Here is a 20,757-nt window from a genome sequence, read left to right on the forward strand (position 1 = left end):
ACAACCGTAAAGCGAATTGACGTGTTCACTCATCTAAGACTTCAATCTTTTTTGACCTCTAAGAGGTCTGCTGAAGTCTCCAGCGAGCGCCCACACAAATTATCTGATTATCTATTTTAAAGAGCGTTGCTAACCGCTGAGTTGTTTAAGCTTGGTCAGTTACTTCGTTGTTTTGAAGCCCTGTCCGTGTCAGCGAGGGCGTATATTAAGGATCTACAGATTTAGTGCAAGTATTTTTTGAAAAAAAACACTTATTTTTTTCTGTTGCCTTAATGCAGCGTCGATATTAATTCACTTCTACGATACGAAGCTCTTTTGGCATTGAAAACGAAACATTCTCTTCTCTGCCAGCTAACTCTCTCGGTGCTTGACCACCTTCTTGCTTTAAACGCTCTATAACTTCATTAACTAGAATCTCAGGCGCAGATGCTCCCGCTGTCACACCAACGGCTTTAGCTTCTTTTAACCAATCGCTCTCAATCTCTGATGCGTTATCAATAAGGTAGGCTTGCGTCCCCATTCTGCCAGCCAACTCACGAAGGCGATTAGAATTGGAACTATTAACTGATCCGACGACCAATACTAGATCACATTCCTGCGCTAAGGTTTTCACAGCATCTTGGCGATTCTGCGTTGCATAACAAATATCATCCTTTTTAGGACCTTGTATCTCAGGGTAGTGTTTCCGTAACGCATCGATCACAACAGAGGTATCATCCATAGACAATGTCGTCTGCGTGACAAAAGCCACTTTCGACGGATTTAGCACCTTTAGTTTGGCAACATCGGCAGGGGTTTCGACCAAGTAAATAGCGCCACCATTCGAGTCGTCATATTGCCCCATTGTCCCTTCTACCTCGGGGTGCCCATCATGACCAATCAATACACACTCCATACCATCACGTGAGTATCGAACCACCTCCATATGGACTTTAGTCACCAAAGGGCATGTAGCATCAAATACTTTGAGTCCGCGCTTCTCTGCCTCGTTACGAACCGCCTGAGAAACACCATGCGCACTAAAGATAACAATGTGATCGTCTGGCACTTGGTCCAATTCATCCACAAACACGGCACCTCGGTCTTTCAAGGCTTCCACAACAAATTTATTGTGGACGACTTCATGGCGGACATATATCGGTGCTTCGAAAATATCTAAGCAACGGTTTACAATATCAATTGCACGGTCTACCCCCGCACAAAAGCCACGCGGATTTGCCAATTGAATAGCAAATGACATTATGCCTCCTCTACCGCCACTATTTTTACGCGGTAGGTTAATGTGTGCCCAGCAAGAGGATGATTAAAATCCACTTCTACCTTACTCTCTCCGATATGCTTTATCACACCAGGTAACTCATTTTTGGCTGAATCTGCAAATGAAACAACCATACCTTCTTCAAGGTCCATCGCAAACGAGTTACGAGGTAGTGTTTGAACATTGCTTGGATTATGCGCACCAAAAGCCTTCTCAGGAGGCATTTGATAGCTCGCCTCTTCCCCTGCATTCATACCCAGCAAGGCCGCTTCAAAGTCCGGCAATAAACTACCATCGCCATATACAAACTGCGCAGGCTGACCATTAAAATTTGAGTCAACCAGCTGTCCATCTTCCAGAGCCAATTCAAAATGCAACGTGATTCGGCTTTGCTCATTAATCATCATTCTGCTTTACCTTTGGAGTCTTTATGAAAAACCCCTTCAACCAACATTAAAACGACGCCAACTGTAATTGCGCTATCCGCGACATTAAACGCTGGAAAATACCAAGTGGATTGCCAATGCACCTGAATAAAGTCGATTACATGACCATATACAAGACGATCATAGAGATTACCAATGGCACCTGACATAATCAGCGTCAGTGACAAAGCCTCTAGTTTATGACTGTGTCCAATTTTCGCCAGCCGCCAACTAATGCCCACTACAACTGCCATCGCTATAAGTGAAAAGAACCAACGTTGCCATCCGCCTGCCTCAGCCAAAAAACTGAATGCAGCACCGGAATTATAACGCAGCGTTAGGTCAAAGAAAGGCAGGAGTGGAATCTCCTGCCCATAGTGTAAATTTACTTCTATCGCTTGTTTAGTCACCCAATCTAAGGCGAAAACAGCAATAGCCAGCGCCCACCAGCGCTGGACTCGTCTGAGAGTGACTGACATATGCATTAAGCAAAGAGGCGCTCTTCGCCTTCACCCTCTGGCAAGTTTGCAATACAGCGATCACACAATTCAGGATGCGCTTCTCGTGTACCAACTTCTTCACGATGATGCCAGCAGCGAGCACACTTCGCACTGCCGCTCACTACCACTGCGACTTTCAGCCCCACAAGCTCTGTGTCAACTGCGTCGCTAGGTGCATCACCAATGGATGCAACTTTTGCTTCGGAAGAAATCAGCACAAAGCGCAATTCGTCTCCCAGTTGCGCTAACGTTGCCTGCAACTCAGCATCACAGTATAGGGTGATCTCTGCACTCAGACTTGCTTTGATCTTGCCTTCCTTACGCACGGCCTCAAGCACTTTGTTGGTGGCCATTTTGACATCTAACACTTGTTTCCAGAATTGACGCCCCAGTACTTCATCACCGTTTAACTCAAACAAGCCTTCATACCAAGTATCTAAAAACACTGATTCTGAATGCTCACCTGGCAACTCTTGCCAAATCTCGTCTGCCGTGAAGCTCAAAATTGGAGCGATCCAGCGAGTGAAGGCTTCAGCTATGTGGTACAACGCTGTTTGCGCTGAACGACGCGCCAGGCTGTCTTCTTGGGTCGTGTACTGACGATCTTTGATAACATCTAAGTAGAAGCCACCCAAATCTAGGGAACAGAAGTTTTGAATTTTCTGCACCACCGCTAGGAACTGGTACTCGTTATACGCTTCGTCGATTTCTTTTTGAAGCTGTGCTGCACGGTCTACAATCCAGCGATCTAACGCAATCATATTCGTAGGCGCTACTAAATCTTTGGCTGGGTCAAAACCAGTCAGGTTAGCAAGCATGAAACGCGCAGTATTACGAATACGGCGATAGCTATCCGCAACACGCTTTAAAATCTCATCTGAAACCGTCATTTCACCCGTGTAATCGGTCGCAGCAACCCACAATCGAATGATGTCCGCACCTAAGGTTTGCATCACTTTTTGCGGTGACACAACATTACCAAGAGACTTAGACATTTTTCGACCATCACCATCGACGGTGAAGCCGTGAGTTAAAACGCCTTTGTATGGCGGTACGCCACGGATCGCAATCGACGTTTTTAAAGATGATTGAAACCAGCCACGATGTTGGTCCGAGCCCTCAAGATACAAATCCGCTGGAAAGCTCAACTCGTCACGTTGGTCAATCACCGAATAATGCGTCACGCCAGAGTCGAACCATACGTCCAACGTATCGGTCACTTTACTGTACTTTTCAGCATCGTCACCTAACAGCTCTGCTGCATCCAACTCAAACCACGCATCCATTCCTTCTTTTTCGATACGTTGCGCGACTTCTTCTATCAGGCGAGGCGTCTCAGGATGAAGCTCTTGTGTTTCTTTGTTCATAAACAAAGCTATTGGCACCCCCCAAGTACGCTGTCGAGATACGCACCAGTCAGGGCTATTATTCAACATGCCTTCCATACGGTTTTGGCCCCATGAAGGCGTCCATTTAACACCTTTCACCGCCTCTTTCGCATCATCGAGTAAGCCTTCCTCATCCATACTCACGAACCATTGAGGTGTAGCACGGAAGATCAGCGGTGTTTTGGTGCGCCAGCAATGTGGGTAGCTGTGGAAAATTTTCGACTGGAAAACTAGGGCACTGTTACGACTCAATGCTTCCAATACCGCATCGTCAACTTTGTAAACATGCAAGCCAGCAAATTCGCCGGCGGCTTCAGAATACACACCATTATCTTGAACTAGGTTAATCGTACCAATACCGTTCGCGCGGCCGACATTAAAGTCATCAACACCATGGTCTGGTGCAGTATGGACACACCCCGTACCCGCCTCAGCCGTTACGTGATCACCAAGAAGGACCGGAATGTCACGTTCCATAAATGGATGATTTAACACCAAACCACCCAGATCTTCCCCCAATACGCGACCGACGATGCGGTACTCTTCTTGTCCGTAACGCTGCATGATGCTTTCGACCATGTCTTCAGCAAATACTAGGCGCTCTTTACCCTCGCCCATGTCGACTTCGACTAATGCGTAATTAAACTCTGGATGGATCGACACAGCTTGGCTCGCTGGCAGAGTCCAAGGCGTGGTTGTCCAAATGACAACTGACACTTTGCCCTCGCCCTCAACATCAGAGAATTTACCTAAAAACGCGGTTTCATCTTGAGGTGCGTAACGCACATCCAACGATAACGACGTTTTATCTTGGTATTCCACTTCCGCTTCAGCCAATGCCGAACCACCAACAACACTCCAATAAACTGGCTTGAAGCCTTTTACAAGATGGCCATTTTCAGCGATTTTTCCCAAAGCTCTAACAATGTTCGCTTCGGTAACAAAATTCATCGTCAGATAAGGGTTTTCCCAGTCTCCCATCACGCCAAGCCGGATAAAATCTTTCTTCTGTTCTTCGATTTGCGTGTAGGCATACTCGCGACACTTCGCACGAAAATCTTTAAAAGAGACCTTATCACCAGCTTTGCCGATCATTTGCTCAACTTTATGCTCGATTGGCAAACCATGACAATCCCAGCCTGGAATATACGGCGCATCGAATCCACTAACGGTTTTAGATTTAACAATAATATCTTTGAGGATTTTGTTTACCGCGTGACCAATGTGAATGCTGCCGTTGGCATATGGAGGGCCGTCATGAAGTATAAAAGACTTACGTCCTTTGCTCACTTCACGTACTTTGTTGTAAAGGTCCATATCTTGCCAGCGTTTTAACATCGCTGGCTCACGTTTTGCCAGATCTCCCCGCATCGGGAATGCAGTCTCCGGCAAATTCAGCGTTGATTTATATTCACTCATGGTTTTTCGATTTATCCTCAAAGATCATCGGTCACAGATTGGAAAAGAAGCGAACTGCTTCTTCTTTATCACATTGAATTTGTTTTTCCAGTTCGTCCAGGCCGCTCATCTTACGTTCTGGGCGAATAAAATGGCGAAACGTCACATCCAAATAATGGTTGTACAAGTCACCAGTAAAGTTGAATAAATGCACTTCTAAAATCGGCGTCTTTCCTTCAACCGTCGGACGCACGCCAATATTGGCCACTCCTTCATACCGCTTGCCTGAAATTGGAACGGTAACGGCATATACGCCAGACAACGCTGGTGTCACCCCTTTTAGAAATACATTTGCAGTTGGAAAGCCTAGTTTACGAGCAAGACGCTGCCCTCCCACAACTCGGCCACTCATCACCATTTCATGCCCTAGCGCGGCCTCCGCAGACACCATATCACCACGTTCTAGGTGCTGTCGCACTAAGGTGCTACTGATGCGCAAACCTTCCGCATTCAAAATAGAAGATGTATTTTCTACATCAAACCCTTGGCTTACGCCAAAAGACTCTAAAAAGTGAAAATCGCCTTGGCGATCACATCCAAAGCGAAAGTCATCCCCTACCACTAAGTGCTGAACACCAAGCCCATCGCTTAATACTTGTTGACAAAAAGCATTGGCATCCAAGTTTCTAAGTCGATTATTGAACGGCATACACAAGACATAATCGATGCCTTGCTCCTTCAGCAAAGCCACCTTGTCCCGCAGCCTAGACAAGCGACCTGGCGCCGTATCAGGCGCAAAGAACTCCCTTGGTTGAGGCTCAAAGATCATGATGCCAGCAGGCGCTTGATACAACTCTGCCAACGCTTTAGTACGCGCTAGAATTGCCTGATGTCCCAAGTGCACACCATCGAAATTGCCAATCGTCAGCACGCCGTATTTGTGCTGCTTTTGGATATTATAAATACCCCGAACCAGTTCCATATCACTCCGTACCAGCACAATCACGCACCAGCGTTGAAAAAATAACCGCGATTATATAGCACTCACTTCAGCAAAGGTAGGGATCAACTCTTGCAAAGCTAATCTTGAGCACGTAAGTGGTGGCCGCGTAGGCCGGATAGCAACAAACAGACGCCATATATAGAGACACCAATCAACACAACAACTAACATATGCTGCACTCGCATCCAATCAGTTAAACTCGTCCAATCAATGCCCTTTTGATGATAAAACCACAACCAAGCAACTAATCCTGCCACCCCTACAATAAGAACGCGTAGCAACAACCACCATTGCTGGGAAAATACGTGATAGCCACCTCGCTTTAGTCCCCACCATAGCAAACCTGCATTTAACGCTGCGGACATACTGGTCGCCAATGCTAAGCCAACATGCCCAAACGGCCACACTAAGATCAAGTTAAACACCATATTAGCAATCATTGCGATCACACCTACCTTCACAGGTGTTTTTGTATCTTGACGAGCATAATAGCCAGGAGCCAGCACCTTAATCAGCATCATAAACACCAAACCAAGAGAATATGCCTGCAAACTATTAGCGGCCATTTGAACGTCATTAACCGTAAGCTCGCCACGGTAAAATATAGTGGCGATCAAAGGCTCAGCTAACACATAGAGCGCAATAGAAGACGGAATAGCGATTAATAATAGCACTCGCAATCCCCAATCAAGAGTGTTAGCAAATCGCTCACCGCTTTGGCCTGCAAAGCTCCGGGACAGCGACGGCAAAATAACCGTACTAATAGCGATGGCAAAAATCCCCAGAGGAAGCTCATAGAGCCGATCAGACAGGTACAACCAAGTAATACTTCCAGTCTCTAAGAATGAGGCCAACACGGTATCTAACAGAAGATTAATCTGGCTCACAGATACGCCAAACAAAGCTGGGCCCATCAATATCAAAATACGCTTCACACCGGGATGTGAAAACCCAAGTCTCGGGCGAGGCAACAACTTCAAACGAGCTAGGAATGGCACCTGAAACAACAGCTGCACCACTCCTGCAAAGAAAACCCCCCAAGCCACGGCAAGTTCAGCTTGTGCCGCAGTCTGCGCAAACCCAAGTGTCGCAATGAGTAGAACAATATTTAGAAAGATCGGAGTAATCGCTGGAACACCGTATTCTCCGTGAGCATTCAAAATGCCGCCGGCTAATGCAGTAAGAGAAATGAACAACAGATACGGAAATGTCACCGTGAGTAATGTCGCCGCTAGTTGAGATTGTTCAGGGTTATCCACAAACCCTGGCGCAAATACAAATATAACCCACGGCGCTGTCGCCATAAACAGAGCGGTTACACCCAACAACACCAAAGCGAGTGAACCTGTCACCACCGAGACCAACTCACGCACCGCATCGTGCCCTTGATTCACACGATAGTCACTCAATACGGGGACAAAGGCTTGAGCAAACGCTCCCTCAGCAAATAAACGCCTAAAAAAGTTAGGAATCTTGAAAGCAACAAAAAACGCATCGGCCCCCGCACTTGCACCTAATACAAAGGCCAATGCAGAATCCCGAGCCAAACCTAAGATACGAGATAAGAACGTACAAACAGAAACCAACAGGCCTGAGCGTAAAAGTGATCGAGATTTAACCGACTGAGAGTCAGACATAACATCATGTTCTAACGAAAAATTTGTTCAAGAATAGCATTTCAAGTGCCTACAAACAGCTTAATATTTCACTTTCCCCCACTAATAATCTGTGTTTGGGGTTGTAGCGATGCTAAAAACTGGTAAAATCCGCCGCGAGATTTTCAAGTTAAACTTGACATTCACAAGCGGTAAAGCAACCTGCTATATCGTTTTAATTATCAAAGATTGAAGGAGCCAGACTGTGGCAAACTCCGCCGGTTCAAAAAAACGTGCGCGCCAGGCGATCAAGCATCGCGCTCACAACGGTAGCCTGCGCTCTATGGTGCGCACATACTTGAAAAAAGTAGATGCAGCTATTGAAGCAGGTAACAAAGAAGAAGCTCAAACAGCTTATGTTGTTGCTACGTCTAAACTAGACAAAGCAGCTGACAAAGGCCTATATCATAAAAACAAAGCTGCTCGCCATAAGAGCCGCTTGAGTGCGAAAATCAAAGCACTGGCCTAATCCCATAAAAAAACCGGCGTTAGCCGGTTTTTTTATGTATATATAATTCACGCTAACTGAACAGCAAAAAACACCACACTGTCCCTGCCAAAACCAAAGCCAGCATCACGGCCGCTGAGCCTAAATCTTTTGCCCTGCCCGACAATTCATGCTTTTCGTCACTGATTCGATCCACTACAGCCTCAATACTTGAATTGATGGTCTCTACAACCAACACCAGGCCAACAACAAAAATCATCAATGCTTTCTCAAGCGCTGTTTCACCAAGCCATAACGCGAGAGGTAGCGCCACAATAAAGAGCCACACTTCCTGACGAAATGCTGCTTCATGATGCCATTGAGCTCGTAAGCCTTGCGCTGAATATTGCATTGCATCGGAGACTCGCCCGAATCCAGTCTTTCCTGGCTTTGCCATAACAATCCCACTGCCCTAAATAATCACTAAATCATCTCGATGAATTAACTCTGGCTCACCTTCATAACCTAAAATTGCACCTCGTTCTGAGGACGGCTTACCCAATAGCTTCAGTGTTTCCGCGATACTGTAGTTAACCAAACCGCGCGCCACCAATTGACCTTTCAGGTCTACACACAACACCATATCACCACGCGCAAAAGAGCCTTCCGCATCCTTCACACCAACAGGAAGTAGACTAGTGCCAGATTTTCTCAGAGCACTAACGGCCCCATCATCTAACACTAACGCACCTCGGCTTTTTAGATGCCCCGCTAGCCACTGTTTACGTGACGCCAACCGTCCCTGCTCTGGCAGCAACCATGTACCAAGATTATCACCTCGCGCCACCCGAATGATGACACTTGCCTCTCGACCCGATGCAATCACGGTATGTGCGCCCGCACGCGCAGCCAAACGAGCCGCTCGCACTTTTGTTAGCATGCCACCACTACCCAAAATGCCTGCGCCGCCACTGACCATCGCATCCAGACTTTCATCACTCGCAGAAGCATGTTCTATTAATGTTGCATCTTTATGATCTCGTGGGTTTTTATCAAAAAGACCCTGCTGATCTGTCAAGATAATCAGGACATCAGCTTCAACCAAGTTAGCAACCAGAGCCCCCAACGTATCGTTGTCGCCAAAGCGGATCTCATCGGTTACAACCGTATCATTTTCATTCACAATGGGTACAGCGCCCAGACTCAATAGAGTTCTAAGAGAAGATCGAGCATTTAAATAGCGCCTACGGTTCGACAAGTCATCATGTGTCAGTAGGATTTGCGCTGTACATAAACCGTGTACGTCGAAGTGGCTCTCGTACACTCCCACTAACTCCATTTGACCTACCGCTGCTGCTGCTTGCAGTTCATTGACTTGTGTCGGTCGCGAAGAGAAGCCTAGACGTTTCATACCTGCTGCGATAGAGCCGGACGACACCAACACCACCTCTTTGCCCTGCGCGCGAAGTTCGGCTATCTGAGCCACCCATTCACCGATTCGCGCAACATCTAACCCTTGACCATCATTGGTCAACAGGGCGCTGCCTATTTTCACAACAATTCGTTGTGCGGCTGCTATCTTCTCTCTCGTTTCCATCTACTACTTATCCCACGACTGGTTAACGGACGTATTCGACATCCACATCATAATCATCTTCATCGAAATCATCGTCATCCACAAGCTGACCCGCTTTTCGGCGATTAGCGCGCAACTGCAGAATTCTTTCACGACCCTCTTCATCGATCAAATCACGTGTTGCACGCTCTTGTGCTTGCGCTTCAGGGTCTTCTGCCAATCGCTCTCTTTGCTCTTCTAGCGCGGTCATCAAATCTAAGCACAGAACCTCCGTTCCTTCGCCTGAGATCGCTGAAATTCGATAAGTCTTTCCTTCCCAACCTAGCGCATCGATAACTTTCTGGCAGCGCTCCTCTAACTCTTCTTCAGGCACCATGTCGATTTTATTCAACACTAGCCAACGATCCCGTTTTTCCGCTAACGCTGGCGAGAACTCCCGCAACTCATTCACCGCAATCACCGCAGCCTCATCCGGAGTTATCTCGTCCCAAGGGGCCATATCAACAATGTGCAATAAAATACGATTTCGAACTAAGTGCTTAAGAAAGCGAATACCAAGGCCAGCACCCTCTGCCGCACCTTCAATAATCCCTGGGATATCTGCAATCACGAAGCTTTGATGCTTCTTCACCTTCACGACGCCAAGATTTGGAACTAACGTGGTAAATGGGTAATCTGCCACTTTTGGTTTAGCTGATGACACAGAACGAATAAATGTCGACTTACCTGCATTAGGTAATCCGAGTAACCCGACATCTGCTAACACCTTCATTTCTAACTTTAAGTTCCGCTCTTCACCAACGGTACCTTTCGTTGTTTGGCGCGGCGCTCGGTTCGTACTCGATTTAAAGCGCGTATTACCTAACCCTTTATGGCCACCTTGTGCGACTTTCAGGCGTTGACCAACTTCAACCAGGTCACCCAGCGTCTCACCCGTATCCTCATCAATGACCGTGGTGCCTACTGGTACCTTGATTTCTAGATCTGGCGCTTTTGACCCTGTCATATCTCGACCTTGGCCACCTTGACCATTTTCGGCTATATACTTTTTAGTGAATCGAAAGTCAATCAGAGTGTTTAGCGACTCATCCGCCACCAACACAACGCTCCCACCATCACCACCATCGCCGCCATCAGGTCCGCCTTTTGCTACAAACTTTTCTCGCCAAAAGCTTAAGGCACCATTACCACCTTTACCTGCGCGTACATAAATCGTGGCTTCATCAACAAATTTCACAAAATCACCTCTTAGGTGCGTTATTAGAGTTCAATGACTCTAATTATAGAATTTTTCCAAAAAAAAAGCCCCGCATAGCGGAGCTCTTTTTGATAATTCGCTTAGCGATTAGGCAGCAACGACAGAAACTGTACGACGCTTGAACTTGCCTTTCACTTCGAATTTCACTTGACCTTCAGCAACAGCGAACAAAGTGTGGTCTTTACCAACGCGAACACCTTCACCAGCGTGGAACTGAGTACCACGTTGACGTACTAGAATGTTACCAGGGATAACGACTTGACCACCAAAACGTTTAACACCTAACCGTTTCGACTCGGAATCGCGACCGTTCTTAGTACTACCACCAGCTTTTTTGTGAGCCATGATTTACTCCTAAAATTTTGAATCTTTAAACGCTTAGTTGATGCCAGTGATTTTCACTTCTGTGAACCACTGACGGTGACCTTGACGCTTCATAGAGTGCTTACGACGACGGAATTTCAAAATCTTCACTTTGTCGCCACGGCCGTGAGCAACAACTTCAGCTGTTACTTTTACGCCTTCAACAACTGGAGCGCCAACTTTTACGTCGTCGCCGTTGCTTACAAGAAGAACGTCGTTGAACTCAACAGCTTGACCAGCTTCAATAGCTAGCTTTTCAACTTTAAGAGTTTGACCTTCTTGTACACGGTATTGCTTACCGCCTGTTTTGATCACTGCAAACATGTTTCTCTCCAAATAGATTTGCCCGGCTACTGGATTGTATTTGACCTACTTCTAGTGGCAAATAAAACTAACTCTTTCAAAGACTTAGATTTCACCATATGGTAGGGAGCAAAATGTGGGCAAATCGGACGCCGAATTGTACAAAAGAGAACCAGCAAAAACAAGCCTAATCATTATATGTGAAGGATTTTTACGGTTTTCACTTGACCCCTTATTATAGCTTACCTAGCATGGTCGCCACTTGCTGTTCGGCTTGATTATTTATTAGCTTCGGAAGTTCCATGCAACCTACTCGAATTCATGATGTGGTGGCCGATGAGTTTGGCCAAGTCAATGACTATATTCTTTCGCAATTGAAAAGCGAAATCCCTCTTATAGAGCAAATTGGCTATTATATTATCAGCAACGGCGGCAAACGTCTTAGACCTCTTATGGTCCTCTTAGCTGCCCGGGCGGCCCAGCCAAAAGCGGGATTAACGCCCTCAGCATTAGCCAATACCATAAAAATGGCATCTATCATTGAGTTTATACATACTGCCACGTTGCTTCACGACGACGTAGTCGATGAATCAGACATGCGACGGGGCAAAAAAACAGCCAATGAAGAATGGGGTAACGCACCCAGTGTGTTAGTAGGCGACTTCCTGTATACACGCTCCTTTCAGATAATGGTTGATGTAGGCAGCTTCCGCTGCATGGAAATTCTGTCAGGCACCACCAACATTATTTCGGAAGGCGAAGTCCAGCAACTCATCAACTGCGGTGACCCTGATACAAGCGAAGCCAGCTATATCAAGGTTATCCAATACAAAACGGCAAAGTTGTTCGAAGGTGCCGCCCTCTGCGGCGCGGTGGTTGCAGAAGCAAACAACGATGCACAAGAGGCACTCCGACAATACGGCATGTATGTCGGCACGGCATTTCAGCTAATTGATGACGTAATGGACTATGTTTCAACCGCAGAAGAAATGGGCAAAAGTGTTGGCGACGACTTAGCCGAAGGCAAACCCACACTCCCACTTATCTATACGATGCAACATGGCACAGATGAAGCAAAAGCGAGAGTCAGATCTGCTATTGAAACAGGCGGCTTAGAGAACCTAGAAGCGATCCTGTCGGATGTACGCCTGTGTGGTGCGATTGAGTACACTGAACAAGAGGCTCAAAAGCAATCAGAATTGGCTATTGCTGCGATTGCTCCACTCCCAGACTCCCCTTACAAACAAGCACTTATTGATCTTGCCAACGCAGCAGTCAACCGTCGTAATTAACGATAAACTCGGCATTACTGGAGTCAGTAATGCCGACCTTCCCATGATCAATAATCGATCGAACTAAGCGCGCAGCCTGCTCAGGATATTGCTGCATAAAGCAATGACCGCCCTTTACTTCTACCAAATGGATATTCGGATTCAGTTTTTGCGCCAGCAAGTAAGACTCTCGAAATGTATCGTAAGTATCGGTCCCCCATAATATGTAAGTGGGTGTCTTTAGCCGCCGAATTGTGCGCCATAACTTTTTAGGAGCGGAACCAAATACAGCAGCCTCTAACCAAGGAGGACAACATAGCTCCCGCTCTCCAGATTCCGTTTCTCGAGTGGAATGTTGAACATATTTCCATAAACCGTCGTCTTCCCAACCTGTAAAGGTTCCTCGACCTTTTAAAGCGTCAAAGGCCTCTTCAACGCTTGTCCAAGACGTTCTTCGCCTCAGAGTTTGTCTCACCATCGGCAAATGCCTACCAACCTTCGAAACAGCCATCCCTTTTAACAACCAGATCATCCGTGGCGGGTAAAGCGCCGGGTCCAGCAAAATATTGTACTCAAATAACTCAGGGTCTTTTTCACTCATTAACATTGTCATGCAGCCACCGAAACTATGACCGACACCAATCATTGGCGACAAACCATAAGCGGTACGTTGAGTCGTTAATGACGCTAAAAATCGATCAGCCGATGCATTCCAGCCAATAAATTTATCTCCTGCTGGGGACATTCCATGCCCCGCGGCATCTTGAAGCATCAAACTTTCATCTCGAACAACATTTTCAAGAAATGGTTCATAGGTGCGTACAGCAAATCCGTTACCATGCAAAAAATGCAATGCTTTATCAGCATGCGGAGAGATATGTAGATGACAAGACACTTGAGAATCAGGAGTGTCTACAAGACTTTGATGGAAGGAAAAAACACTCAAAACACAACCCCAATACGGACTGGACCAACTTTATCTATCATCCCAAACATTGCATGAGATTTACCATGAGAGATAGATAGGAATGTAAATTTTCAGTATTGTTTGCCCAAATGAACATAAAAACAACACAAATAGCGGCCTATGATTGGTTTTTTTGCGCACAAACATTCATATTAGATGCTCGAACCGATATAATCTCTTGGATTTTATACTGCTAACTGGACCACACGTTTCGCTCCTTTAGATGACTAAAGTGAGGGCGGTGGAAATAGGACTATAATGACTACAGCTTCATCGTTTGAAAAAGACGAACTTATAAAGTGCGGCTACGGCGAAATGTTTGGCGCAGGTAATGCTCAACTTCCTGTCGGCAACATGCTAATGCTTGACCGAATCACTCGCATATCAACAGAAGGCGGCGAGTTTGGTAAAGGCGAAATTATCGCCGAACTAGACATCACTCCAGATCTTTGGTTTTTCGAGTGCCACTTCCCTGGTGACCCAGTCATGCCAGGCTGCCTAGGCTTGGATGCGATGTGGCAACTTGTTGGCTTCTTCCTTGGCTGGAAGGGCAACAAAGGTCGTGGACGTGCTTTGGGCTCTGGTGAAGTAAAGTTCACTGGTCAAATCCTTCCTACTTCTAAGAAAGTTACGTTCCGTATTGACCTCAAGCGTGTTATCGAACGTAAGCTTGTAATGGGTATTGCAGACGGAAGCGTATCTGTTGATGGCCGCGAAATTTATACAGCGAAAGACCTACGCGTAGGTTTGTTCACTTCAACAGACAACTTCTAATAGATTAAGAGTATAAGAGGCACATTGATTATGCGTCGTGTAGTGGTAACTGGTTTAGGCATTGTTAGTTGTCTAGGCAATGACAAACAAACTGTTCTTGAATCTCTTCGTGAAGGTCGCTCTGGCATTCGCTTTGCGGAAGATTACAAAGAAAATGGCTTTCGTAGCCACGTATGTGGTCGCGTTGATTTAGACGACAGCGCCATTGATCGTAAAGTTCGCCGCTTCATGGGTGATGCTGCGACTTATGCGTACGTGTCTATGCAACAGGCGATTGAAGACTCAGGTCTTACAGAAGATCAAGTATCTAATATTCGCTCTGGTTTGATCGCAGGTTCAGGCGGCGCTTCAGCGCGCAATCTTGTTGAAGCAGCAGACACATTGCGTAACAAAGGTGTTAAACGTGTCGGTCCGTACCGAGTAACACAAACCATGGGCAGTACCGTATCCGCTTGTCTAGCAACACCCTTTAAAATCAAAGGTGTGAACTATTCCATTACTTCTGCGTGTTCTACTAGTGCACATTGTATCGGTAACGCAATGGAGCTTATCCAGTTAGGTAAGCAAGATATTGTGTTTGCTGGCGGTGGCGAGGAAGAGAGCTGGACTCAAACCTGTATGTTTGATGCGATGGGAGCTCTTTCTTCGAAATACAATGACACCCCAGATAAAGCATCTCGTGCGTATGACTCAAATCGTGATGGCTTTGTTATTGCTGGCGGCGGCGGCATCTTAGTTCTAGAAGAACTGGAACATGCAAAAGCGCGTGGCGCCAAAATCTATGCTGAAGTAGTCGGTTATGGGGCAACGTCCGATGGTTATGACATGGTCGCACCTTCAGGTGAAGGCGCTGTACGTTGTATGCAAATGGCGATGAGCACTATTGACGGCAAGATTGATTACATCAACACTCATGGTACCAGCACTCCAGCGGGTGACATGAAAGAGTTGCAAGCTGTGCGTGAAACATTTGGTGATGACATCCCTAAAGTTAGCTCAACCAAATCACTATCTGGCCACTCTTTGGGTGCTGCTGGTGTACACGAAGCGATTTACAGCATATTAATGATGGAAAACAAATTCATCACTGCTTCAGCCAACGTTGATGAACTTGATCCTGAAGCGGGCAATATTCCTGTCGTGACTACACGAGAAGACAATGCTGATCTTAATCTAGTAATGTCTAATAGCTTTGGATTCGGCGGCACAAACGCTAGTCTGGTATTCAAAAAATACGACGCGTAACCGAGCTGTTAATATATGCAAAAAAAGCCGCACAGTATTGCGGCTTTTTTATTATTAAATAACAACAATTAAGGGTGTTGTTGCATAGCACTTCGCATCCAAGCTTCCATTTCCTCATGTATCTCGCTAGTGCTTTTCCCTTCAACCTCAATAAGTGGACCAATCACGACGGTAATTTTCCCTGGATATCGCAACCAAGTGCGCCCGGGCCAAACATGGCCTGCGTTGTGAACCAGTGGCAAAATTGGCGCATTAGATGATGAGGCAAGCATTGCAGCACCTTTATTGAAGGCCCTTTCTGTGCCAACTGGTGTCCGAGTTCCCTCAGGAAAGATAAGTACCGACCGACCCGCTTGAATGCGCTCTTTGCCCTGTTTTAATATTTGCTTTAAAGCCCCTGCACGCTTTGAGCGATCAATCGCTATTGGTTTCACCATGCGTAACCCCCAGCCAAAAAAAGGAATGGCTAACAGCTCTTTTTTTAAAACGGTGGAAATCGGCGTTTTCAAAATTTGCAATAGATACGTTTCCCATTCACTCTGATGATTAGAAGCCAATACTACTGCACGATCAGCAGGTACATTCTCACGCCCAATCACTTCTACTTTTACACCACAGGTAACACGAAACAAAAACAACAAAGCATAATTATGCAGATTCAATAAAGGCTGGCGTAAATTCACTGGTAACAACCAGCCTATAATTGGGGCAAATAACCCAGTAAATCCTGTCAATACACCGTAAATTACAGCGAACAAACTAGAGCCAATCAACGCTCTGAGAGACACTCGCGATTTCATTCAACACTTCTCCGTATTGTGCTCAATAAGCCTAGTTAAGGCCTCTTTCCTGCTGCTGTAGCAATGGATTCGCATACATCGTCAACACGGTCTCACGCAACTCATCAGGACATTCCGCCATGTAACGTTCAAACACTTGATCTCCTGCTGGCTCGCCTTTTAGCAATCTAGCAGCAGCTTGGTTCGTTGATTGAATGGCATAATGACCGATAATCTGTCGGTCAACTTCTGCCACCATCGCGTCGGGGGTATCACAATTGTCGTCAATGACATCACCAAAGGTAACGATCACCTTGCCCTTACGCCCAACAATTCCCTTACGGATACTATCAATGTCTTCAAACTCTGCTTTCTCATAAGCGCCAGTTGTAGACTTCTGATGCAGCTCTTTTGCTTTATCAAACGCACACGGATCATATTCATACGAGATAGAAACCGGGACGATTTTTAAATGCTTCATCGCTTCAGGAAACGCAATTTTTTGTTTCTTCTGACTCATAAAGAACATCTTGATAATGGCAGGGTCTGTCTGATCCAATCCGTCTTTCGCACGCCCCTCTTTTTGCGCAATCCAGATATTACTGTGCTCTTGGGTCAGAGAATGCGTAATATAATCTGACAACTGGCCGAACGCCGCCATCATTTCACGAATACCATTAGCCGAGCGTTTCACTATGAAACTTTTATTTAAGCGCATCAGATCTGAGACAAAAGGGCGACGCAGTAAATTGTCGCCAATTGCAATGCGCACTGTGTCCAAACCATTGAGGTACAAACCGTAGTTCACAAACGCTGGATCCATGGCAATATCACGGTGGTTTGACAAAAACAAATAACCTTCATTCTTTGCCAGCTTTTCAATGCCACGATATTCAACATCGGTCGTCGTCGTTTTGATCATACGCTCCATGTAGCTAGCCACTTGCATTTGAAATGAACGCACATCGCTTATTTTGCCCACTTCCTTGCGTAGAACTCGCTTCACCAGCACCGCCAGCATACCGCGAGTCCATTTTGGCCATTTAGCAAACTTAAACCCGACAATTGTGTCTATAAAGTCTGGCGTGTTCACCAAATTCTCTAACACCCCGGCGACTTCATCGTCGTTGTAAGGGCGTATATCATGAAACTGATCCATTGAATTTTCCATTCAGATTTATTTTCGTTATAAAGTACAAATTTCAAAACCCGCTTGGCTCAGCAACTCTTTATTAGAGCCCGCCGTCACCATAGCCGTATTTTCGTTCTCTTTCGTTAGATAAAGCGTTGCAACTCGCTTCAGGTCATCCAAGGTTACTGACAATACCCTTGCACGAAATTCTTCGCGATAGGCTTTGGTGCGCCCATGCAATTGTAGGAAGAAGTCGCTTTGCGCTTCCCCTGCTGGAGAGCCTGGTTTGTCCATCGCGCCAATCACACCTAAAACTGCCTCTTCAAGCGCGTCTTCAGAATGGTCATTAGTTAATAGCCACTCAATCGATGCATCAAAGTCAGATAACGTTTCCAATAAGCGAGGGTCACGATAAGAAAAGAACCGGAAAGCTCCTGAGCTACCGTCAAATGTTGCTCCGCCACCATAAGCGCCGCCCTGCTCTCGAATTGCGCGGTGAAGAAAACCATTGCGTAAAAAGCCTCCCAAGACCGTTAACGGCGCAACGTCTGGGTGCTCTCCTGCAACTGCTTTAAATGCTTTAGAACAGAAGTTAACCTGGGTTGCTGTAACCCAAGCTTGCTTAACCGTGTCATCTACAGCAGGCAAAGAAAATGTCGTCACCTGCTCATGGTTCTCAACTGCTGTCCAAACCGGTGCAACAACGGTTAACAAGCTTTCTTTATGATGAGGCTCTGCGACTAATAATAGTCGCTTAGATGTCGCTTGCATTTTAGCGTGTATCGATTCAAGCGTCTGACGCAGTGTTTCTAGCGCTTCATCTCCTTGCTTTAACGCATCATCTAAAGCAATTAAGCTACGAATCCCCGTCATACCACCCCATGCTTCTTGTTGGGCAGCTAGGCCTGACATACCGCTGGTCGCAGCACTCATCGCCAGTACATGTCCTTGACCAGTAATCGAACTTTCACGTCGTGCGCGGCGCTGTGCCACCAGCTCTTTAATACGACTGATTTCATCAAACCGTGCCGCGACGAACGTATCAGCCATCAGTTGTGTCATGTCCTGTGCATTCGGCACAAGTGCCTTAGAGCTCAGAACAAAATATCCATTCACTCTTTGTTTATCAATAATCTCTGTGCGGATAGAGGAGTACGCGGAGATTCCACCGCATACTTGTGCCTGACGTGACTGAACAGCTAAGTAATCGTGCTCGCCAACGCCAAGCTCAGTCAACAAAGACGTATAAAACGGTAATACACGTGTTTCTTCATCAGTCAGTTTAGGGAGATCTACAACAAGCTGTTGGTATACCAATCCATTGGTTCCCTGAGGGTAGAATGTGACAGGAAGAGATGCTTCCAAAACCTCAGAGTCATACTCAGGAATCTTTGCCGGCACATCTTCCATACCAACTTTTGGCAGTAGACTCATATCATCTACTTGCTCCTGACGAGCCTTTAACGCTTGGCTACGCTCAACAATGTACTGTTTTTGCTCATCAGACAGGGCGGCCTTGATCGTGCTCAAACGGTCTTTCTCAGCCTGATTTCGTAAACTTTCTAATGCTTCATCTGGACTCAAGGTCAAAGTAATGCGGTGAGCATTGCTCAGCAACAAACCTTTGACCAGATTTGGAATGTAATCTGGCTCACGTACTTTATTTCTCATTCGCTCAATAACAGGGTCCAGATCAAGCTGCGCAATCACATCACCACTGTGTACCGCCGTAGACAAGGCACTGAGAATCAACTGCAAACCATAGGGGTAACTATCACCGCCGATCTCACGCTGGCTTAGCTCAAGCTGGTGCAGCATTGCTTCGACCATGTCTTGATCAACACCCTGTTCGGCGACATTTTCCAATGTGGATAAAATCAGAGCCTCAACCTGAGGCGCGTTTTCGCGACGCACACCTTCTAAGCCACACATAAAGCTCATTTCTTTGTTACTGTCCTCAAGACCACACAAAGGGGAAGGCGATGCCCCTAGGTCAGAGTTTTCTAATGCACGACGTAAAGGTGACGCAGAATTATCAAGCAACACACTAGACAACAAAGACGCCTCGAATTGCTGGGATAAATCAATGCTTTCACCCAACAACCACCCCATCACAACATGACTGCCATCTTCTTTAGCTTCATCCGCTGCATAGCCTTCTTCTACTCGTACAGGAGAAAAGTAGCGCTTCGCATTAGGTACACTGACGCGATCTTTATCTTCAAGGCGATCAAAGCGGCTTAACACCTTCGTCTCAAATTCAGCTTGCAGCTCTTCAGCAGGTATATCACCAAAGGTCATAAACACCGCATTAGACGGATGGTAATGTTTACGATAAAACGCCATCAAATCGTCATATGATAAATCAGGAATATCCGTCGGCTCACCACCAGAGTTGAAGTGATAGGTATTACTAGGGAAGAGATACTTCGTCACTGCCTGCCAAAGCACAGATGTCGTCGAACTCATCGCACCTTTCATCTCATTGAACACAACCCCTTTGTAAGTCAGCTCTGATTCTGGATTATTAGGCTCGGCGAACTCAAGACGGTGACCTTCTTGGGAAAAATCCAAAGGATCCAGACGTGAGAAAAATACAGCATCTAAATACACATCCAGTAAATTACGAAAGTCTTTTTTGTTTTTACTTGCGAATGGGTACGCCGTCCAATCGGATGACGTGAACGCATTCATAAAAGTATTGAGAGAGCGTCGAATCATCATGAAGAATGGATCACGCACCGGAAAACGCTCTGATCCGCATAAGACGGTATGCTCTAATATATGTGCCACACCACAAGAGTCAGTGGGTACGGTTTTAAGCCCCACTAAAAAAACATTTTCATCGTTTTCAGAGGCAATGTGAAAATGCTTGGCGCCTGTGACGACATGCTCATATTCTTGTACCGTAACATTAAGCGCATCAACGAACTCACTACGGATGGCTCTAAATGCTGGGTGGTGTGCATTATTCACTGTCATGGTGTACCCCTATAAAAATCTTGTTCTACTTCTCAAATCATTGGGAATGCTTC

General features: G+C 46.1%; 19 protein-coding genes. 4 read left to right on the forward strand and 15 right to left on the reverse strand.

Annotated features, from left to right (window positions below):
• Positions 1-286 precede the first annotated feature (286 nt).
• From ispH to murJ, 6 genes are all read right to left on the reverse strand, one after another.
• The gene (gene ispH, locus DN730_RS16920) at positions 287-1,240 is read right to left on the reverse strand and encodes a 4-hydroxy-3-methylbut-2-enyl diphosphate reductase (RefSeq protein ID WP_115469331.1); all 954 of its coding nucleotides are present in this window, start codon (positions 1,238-1,240) and stop codon (positions 287-289) included.
• Positions 1,240-1,665 carry an FKBP-type peptidyl-prolyl cis-trans isomerase gene (locus DN730_RS16925; protein WP_115469332.1) on the reverse strand — a complete coding sequence of 142 codons (426 nt, stop codon included), beginning with the start codon at positions 1,663-1,665 and terminating at the stop codon, positions 1,240-1,242. Before DN730_RS16925 ends, ispH begins: the two co-directional genes overlap by 1 nt.
• A complete protein-coding gene (lspA, locus tag DN730_RS16930) occupies positions 1,662-2,168 on the reverse strand; it encodes a signal peptidase II (protein WP_211313900.1) in 507 nt (168 codons plus the stop codon). The genes DN730_RS16925 and lspA overlap by 4 nt, the downstream gene beginning before the upstream one ends.
• A complete protein-coding gene (gene ileS, locus DN730_RS16935) occupies positions 2,168-4,990 on the reverse strand; it encodes an isoleucine--tRNA ligase (RefSeq protein ID WP_115469333.1) in 2,823 nt (940 codons plus the stop codon). The genes lspA and ileS overlap by 1 nt, the downstream gene beginning before the upstream one ends.
• Positions 4,991-5,021: 31 nt before the next feature.
• Entirely contained in the window at positions 5,022-5,951 is a 930-nt protein-coding gene (ribF, locus tag DN730_RS16940) for a bifunctional riboflavin kinase/FAD synthetase (RefSeq protein WP_115469334.1), read from the reverse strand.
• A gap of 98 nt (positions 5,952-6,049) precedes the next feature.
• Positions 6,050-7,609, reverse strand: coding sequence for a murein biosynthesis integral membrane protein MurJ (gene murJ / locus DN730_RS16945; protein ID WP_115469335.1), 1,560 nt, complete (start codon positions 7,607-7,609; stop codon positions 6,050-6,052).
• A gap of 223 nt (positions 7,610-7,832) precedes the next feature.
• Here murJ and rpsT point away from each other — a divergent pair, with 223 nt between their 5' ends.
• Positions 7,833-8,096, forward strand: coding sequence for a 30S ribosomal protein S20 (rpsT, locus tag DN730_RS16950; protein WP_115469336.1), 264 nt, complete (start codon positions 7,833-7,835; stop codon positions 8,094-8,096).
• A gap of 52 nt (positions 8,097-8,148) precedes the next feature.
• Here rpsT and DN730_RS16955 read toward each other — a convergent pair whose 3' ends face one another.
• The 5 genes from DN730_RS16955 to rplU all read right to left on the reverse strand — a co-directional run bounded on the left by DN730_RS16955 (position 8,149) and on the right by rplU (position 11,575).
• Positions 8,149-8,511: a diacylglycerol kinase gene (locus DN730_RS16955; protein WP_115469337.1), complete on the reverse strand. Its 363-nt coding sequence runs from the start codon at positions 8,509-8,511 to the stop codon at positions 8,149-8,151.
• A 15-nt stretch (positions 8,512-8,526) separates the two neighbouring features.
• Positions 8,527-9,651, reverse strand: coding sequence for a glutamate 5-kinase (proB, locus tag DN730_RS16960; protein WP_115469338.1), 1,125 nt, complete (start codon positions 9,649-9,651; stop codon positions 8,527-8,529).
• 22 nt (positions 9,652-9,673) lie between these two features.
• Positions 9,674-10,867 (reverse strand): Obg family GTPase CgtA, encoded by a 1,194-nt coding sequence (gene cgtA, locus DN730_RS16965; RefSeq protein ID WP_115469339.1) that lies wholly within the window; start codon positions 10,865-10,867, stop codon positions 9,674-9,676.
• A gap of 108 nt (positions 10,868-10,975) precedes the next feature.
• Positions 10,976-11,233, reverse strand: a complete 258-nt coding sequence (rpmA, locus tag DN730_RS16970; RefSeq protein ID WP_115469340.1) for a 50S ribosomal protein L27 — start codon at positions 11,231-11,233, stop codon at positions 10,976-10,978.
• 33 nt (positions 11,234-11,266) lie between these two features.
• Positions 11,267-11,575, reverse strand: coding sequence for a 50S ribosomal protein L21 (gene rplU, locus DN730_RS16975; protein WP_115469341.1), 309 nt, complete (start codon positions 11,573-11,575; stop codon positions 11,267-11,269).
• Between the two features lie 281 nt (positions 11,576-11,856).
• Between rplU and ispB the strand changes: the two genes are divergently transcribed.
• A complete protein-coding gene (gene ispB, locus DN730_RS16980) occupies positions 11,857-12,846 on the forward strand; it encodes an octaprenyl diphosphate synthase (RefSeq protein WP_115469342.1) in 990 nt (329 codons plus the stop codon).
• Here the strand turns inward: ispB and DN730_RS16985 are convergent.
• Positions 12,830-13,771 (reverse strand): alpha/beta fold hydrolase, encoded by a 942-nt coding sequence (locus DN730_RS16985; RefSeq protein ID WP_115469343.1) that lies wholly within the window; start codon positions 13,769-13,771, stop codon positions 12,830-12,832. The genes ispB and DN730_RS16985 overlap by 17 nt on opposite strands.
• 279 nt (positions 13,772-14,050) lie before the next feature.
• Here DN730_RS16985 and fabA point away from each other — a divergent pair, with 279 nt between their 5' ends.
• The gene (fabA, locus tag DN730_RS16990) at positions 14,051-14,566 is read left to right on the forward strand and encodes a bifunctional 3-hydroxydecanoyl-ACP dehydratase/trans-2-decenoyl-ACP isomerase (protein ID WP_115469344.1); all 516 of its coding nucleotides are present in this window, start codon (positions 14,051-14,053) and stop codon (positions 14,564-14,566) included.
• 30 nt (positions 14,567-14,596) lie between these two features.
• Positions 14,597-15,811, forward strand: a complete 1,215-nt coding sequence (fabB, locus tag DN730_RS16995; protein WP_115469345.1) for a beta-ketoacyl-ACP synthase I — start codon at positions 14,597-14,599, stop codon at positions 15,809-15,811.
• 68 nt (positions 15,812-15,879) lie between these two features.
• On the opposite strand, the gene DN730_RS17000 is transcribed toward fabB, so the two are convergent.
• The 3 genes from DN730_RS17000 to DN730_RS17010 are packed head-to-tail and all read right to left on the reverse strand — an operon-like array spanning position 15,880 to position 20,704.
• On the reverse strand, positions 15,880-16,611 hold the full coding sequence (locus DN730_RS17000) for a lysophospholipid acyltransferase family protein (RefSeq protein WP_115469346.1): 732 nt from the start codon (positions 16,609-16,611) through the stop codon (positions 15,880-15,882).
• 31 nt (positions 16,612-16,642) lie between these two features.
• A complete protein-coding gene (locus DN730_RS17005; protein ID WP_115469347.1) occupies positions 16,643-17,749 on the reverse strand; it encodes a 1-acyl-sn-glycerol-3-phosphate acyltransferase in 1,107 nt (368 codons plus the stop codon).
• Between the two features lie 27 nt (positions 17,750-17,776).
• Complete coding sequence (locus DN730_RS17010; protein ID WP_115469348.1) at positions 17,777-20,704, reverse strand: insulinase family protein; 2,928 nt, start codon at positions 20,702-20,704, stop codon at positions 17,777-17,779.
• Between the last annotated feature and the right edge of the window lie 53 nt (positions 20,705-20,757).

The organism is Marinomonas piezotolerans (genome assembly GCF_003362755.1).
In the GTDB taxonomy this organism is placed as follows: domain Bacteria; phylum Pseudomonadota; class Gammaproteobacteria; order Pseudomonadales; family Marinomonadaceae; genus Marinomonas; species Marinomonas piezotolerans.

What these genes read in the sequence shown, in the direction of transcription:
- ispH (WP_115469331.1), bottom strand. Translation starts at nt 1,240, where the DNA reads ATGTCATTTGCTATTCAATTGGCAAATCCGCGTGGCTTTTGTGCGGGG.
- DN730_RS16925 (WP_115469332.1), bottom strand. Translation starts at nt 1,665, where the DNA reads ATGATGATTAATGAGCAAAGCCGAATCACGTTGCATTTTGAATTGGCT.
- lspA (WP_211313900.1), bottom strand. Translation starts at nt 2,168, where the DNA reads ATGCATATGTCAGTCACTCTCAGACGAGTCCAGCGCTGGTGGGCGCTG.
- ileS (WP_115469333.1), bottom strand. Translation starts at nt 4,990, where the DNA reads ATGAGTGAATATAAATCAACGCTGAATTTGCCGGAGACTGCATTCCCG.
- ribF (WP_115469334.1), bottom strand. Translation starts at nt 5,951, where the DNA reads ATGGAACTGGTTCGGGGTATTTATAATATCCAAAAGCAGCACAAATAC.
- murJ (WP_115469335.1), bottom strand. Translation starts at nt 7,609, where the DNA reads ATGTCTGACTCTCAGTCGGTTAAATCTCGATCACTTTTACGCTCAGGC.
- DN730_RS16955 (WP_115469337.1), bottom strand. Translation starts at nt 8,511, where the DNA reads ATGGCAAAGCCAGGAAAGACTGGATTCGGGCGAGTCTCCGATGCAATG.
- proB (WP_115469338.1), bottom strand. Translation starts at nt 9,651, where the DNA reads ATGGAAACGAGAGAGAAGATAGCAGCCGCACAACGAATTGTTGTGAAA.
- rpmA (WP_115469340.1), bottom strand. Translation starts at nt 11,233, where the DNA reads ATGGCTCACAAAAAAGCTGGTGGTAGTACTAAGAACGGTCGCGATTCC.
- rplU (WP_115469341.1), bottom strand. Translation starts at nt 11,575, where the DNA reads ATGTTTGCAGTGATCAAAACAGGCGGTAAGCAATACCGTGTACAAGAA.
- ispB (WP_115469342.1), top strand. Translation starts at nt 11,857, where the DNA reads ATGCAACCTACTCGAATTCATGATGTGGTGGCCGATGAGTTTGGCCAA.
- fabA (WP_115469344.1), top strand. Translation starts at nt 14,051, where the DNA reads ATGACTACAGCTTCATCGTTTGAAAAAGACGAACTTATAAAGTGCGGC.
- fabB (WP_115469345.1), top strand. Translation starts at nt 14,597, where the DNA reads ATGCGTCGTGTAGTGGTAACTGGTTTAGGCATTGTTAGTTGTCTAGGC.
- DN730_RS17000 (WP_115469346.1), bottom strand. Translation starts at nt 16,611, where the DNA reads ATGAAATCGCGAGTGTCTCTCAGAGCGTTGATTGGCTCTAGTTTGTTC.
- DN730_RS17005 (WP_115469347.1), bottom strand. Translation starts at nt 17,749, where the DNA reads ATGGATCAGTTTCATGATATACGCCCTTACAACGACGATGAAGTCGCC.
- DN730_RS17010 (WP_115469348.1), bottom strand. Translation starts at nt 20,704, where the DNA reads ATGACAGTGAATAATGCACACCACCCAGCATTTAGAGCCATCCGTAGT.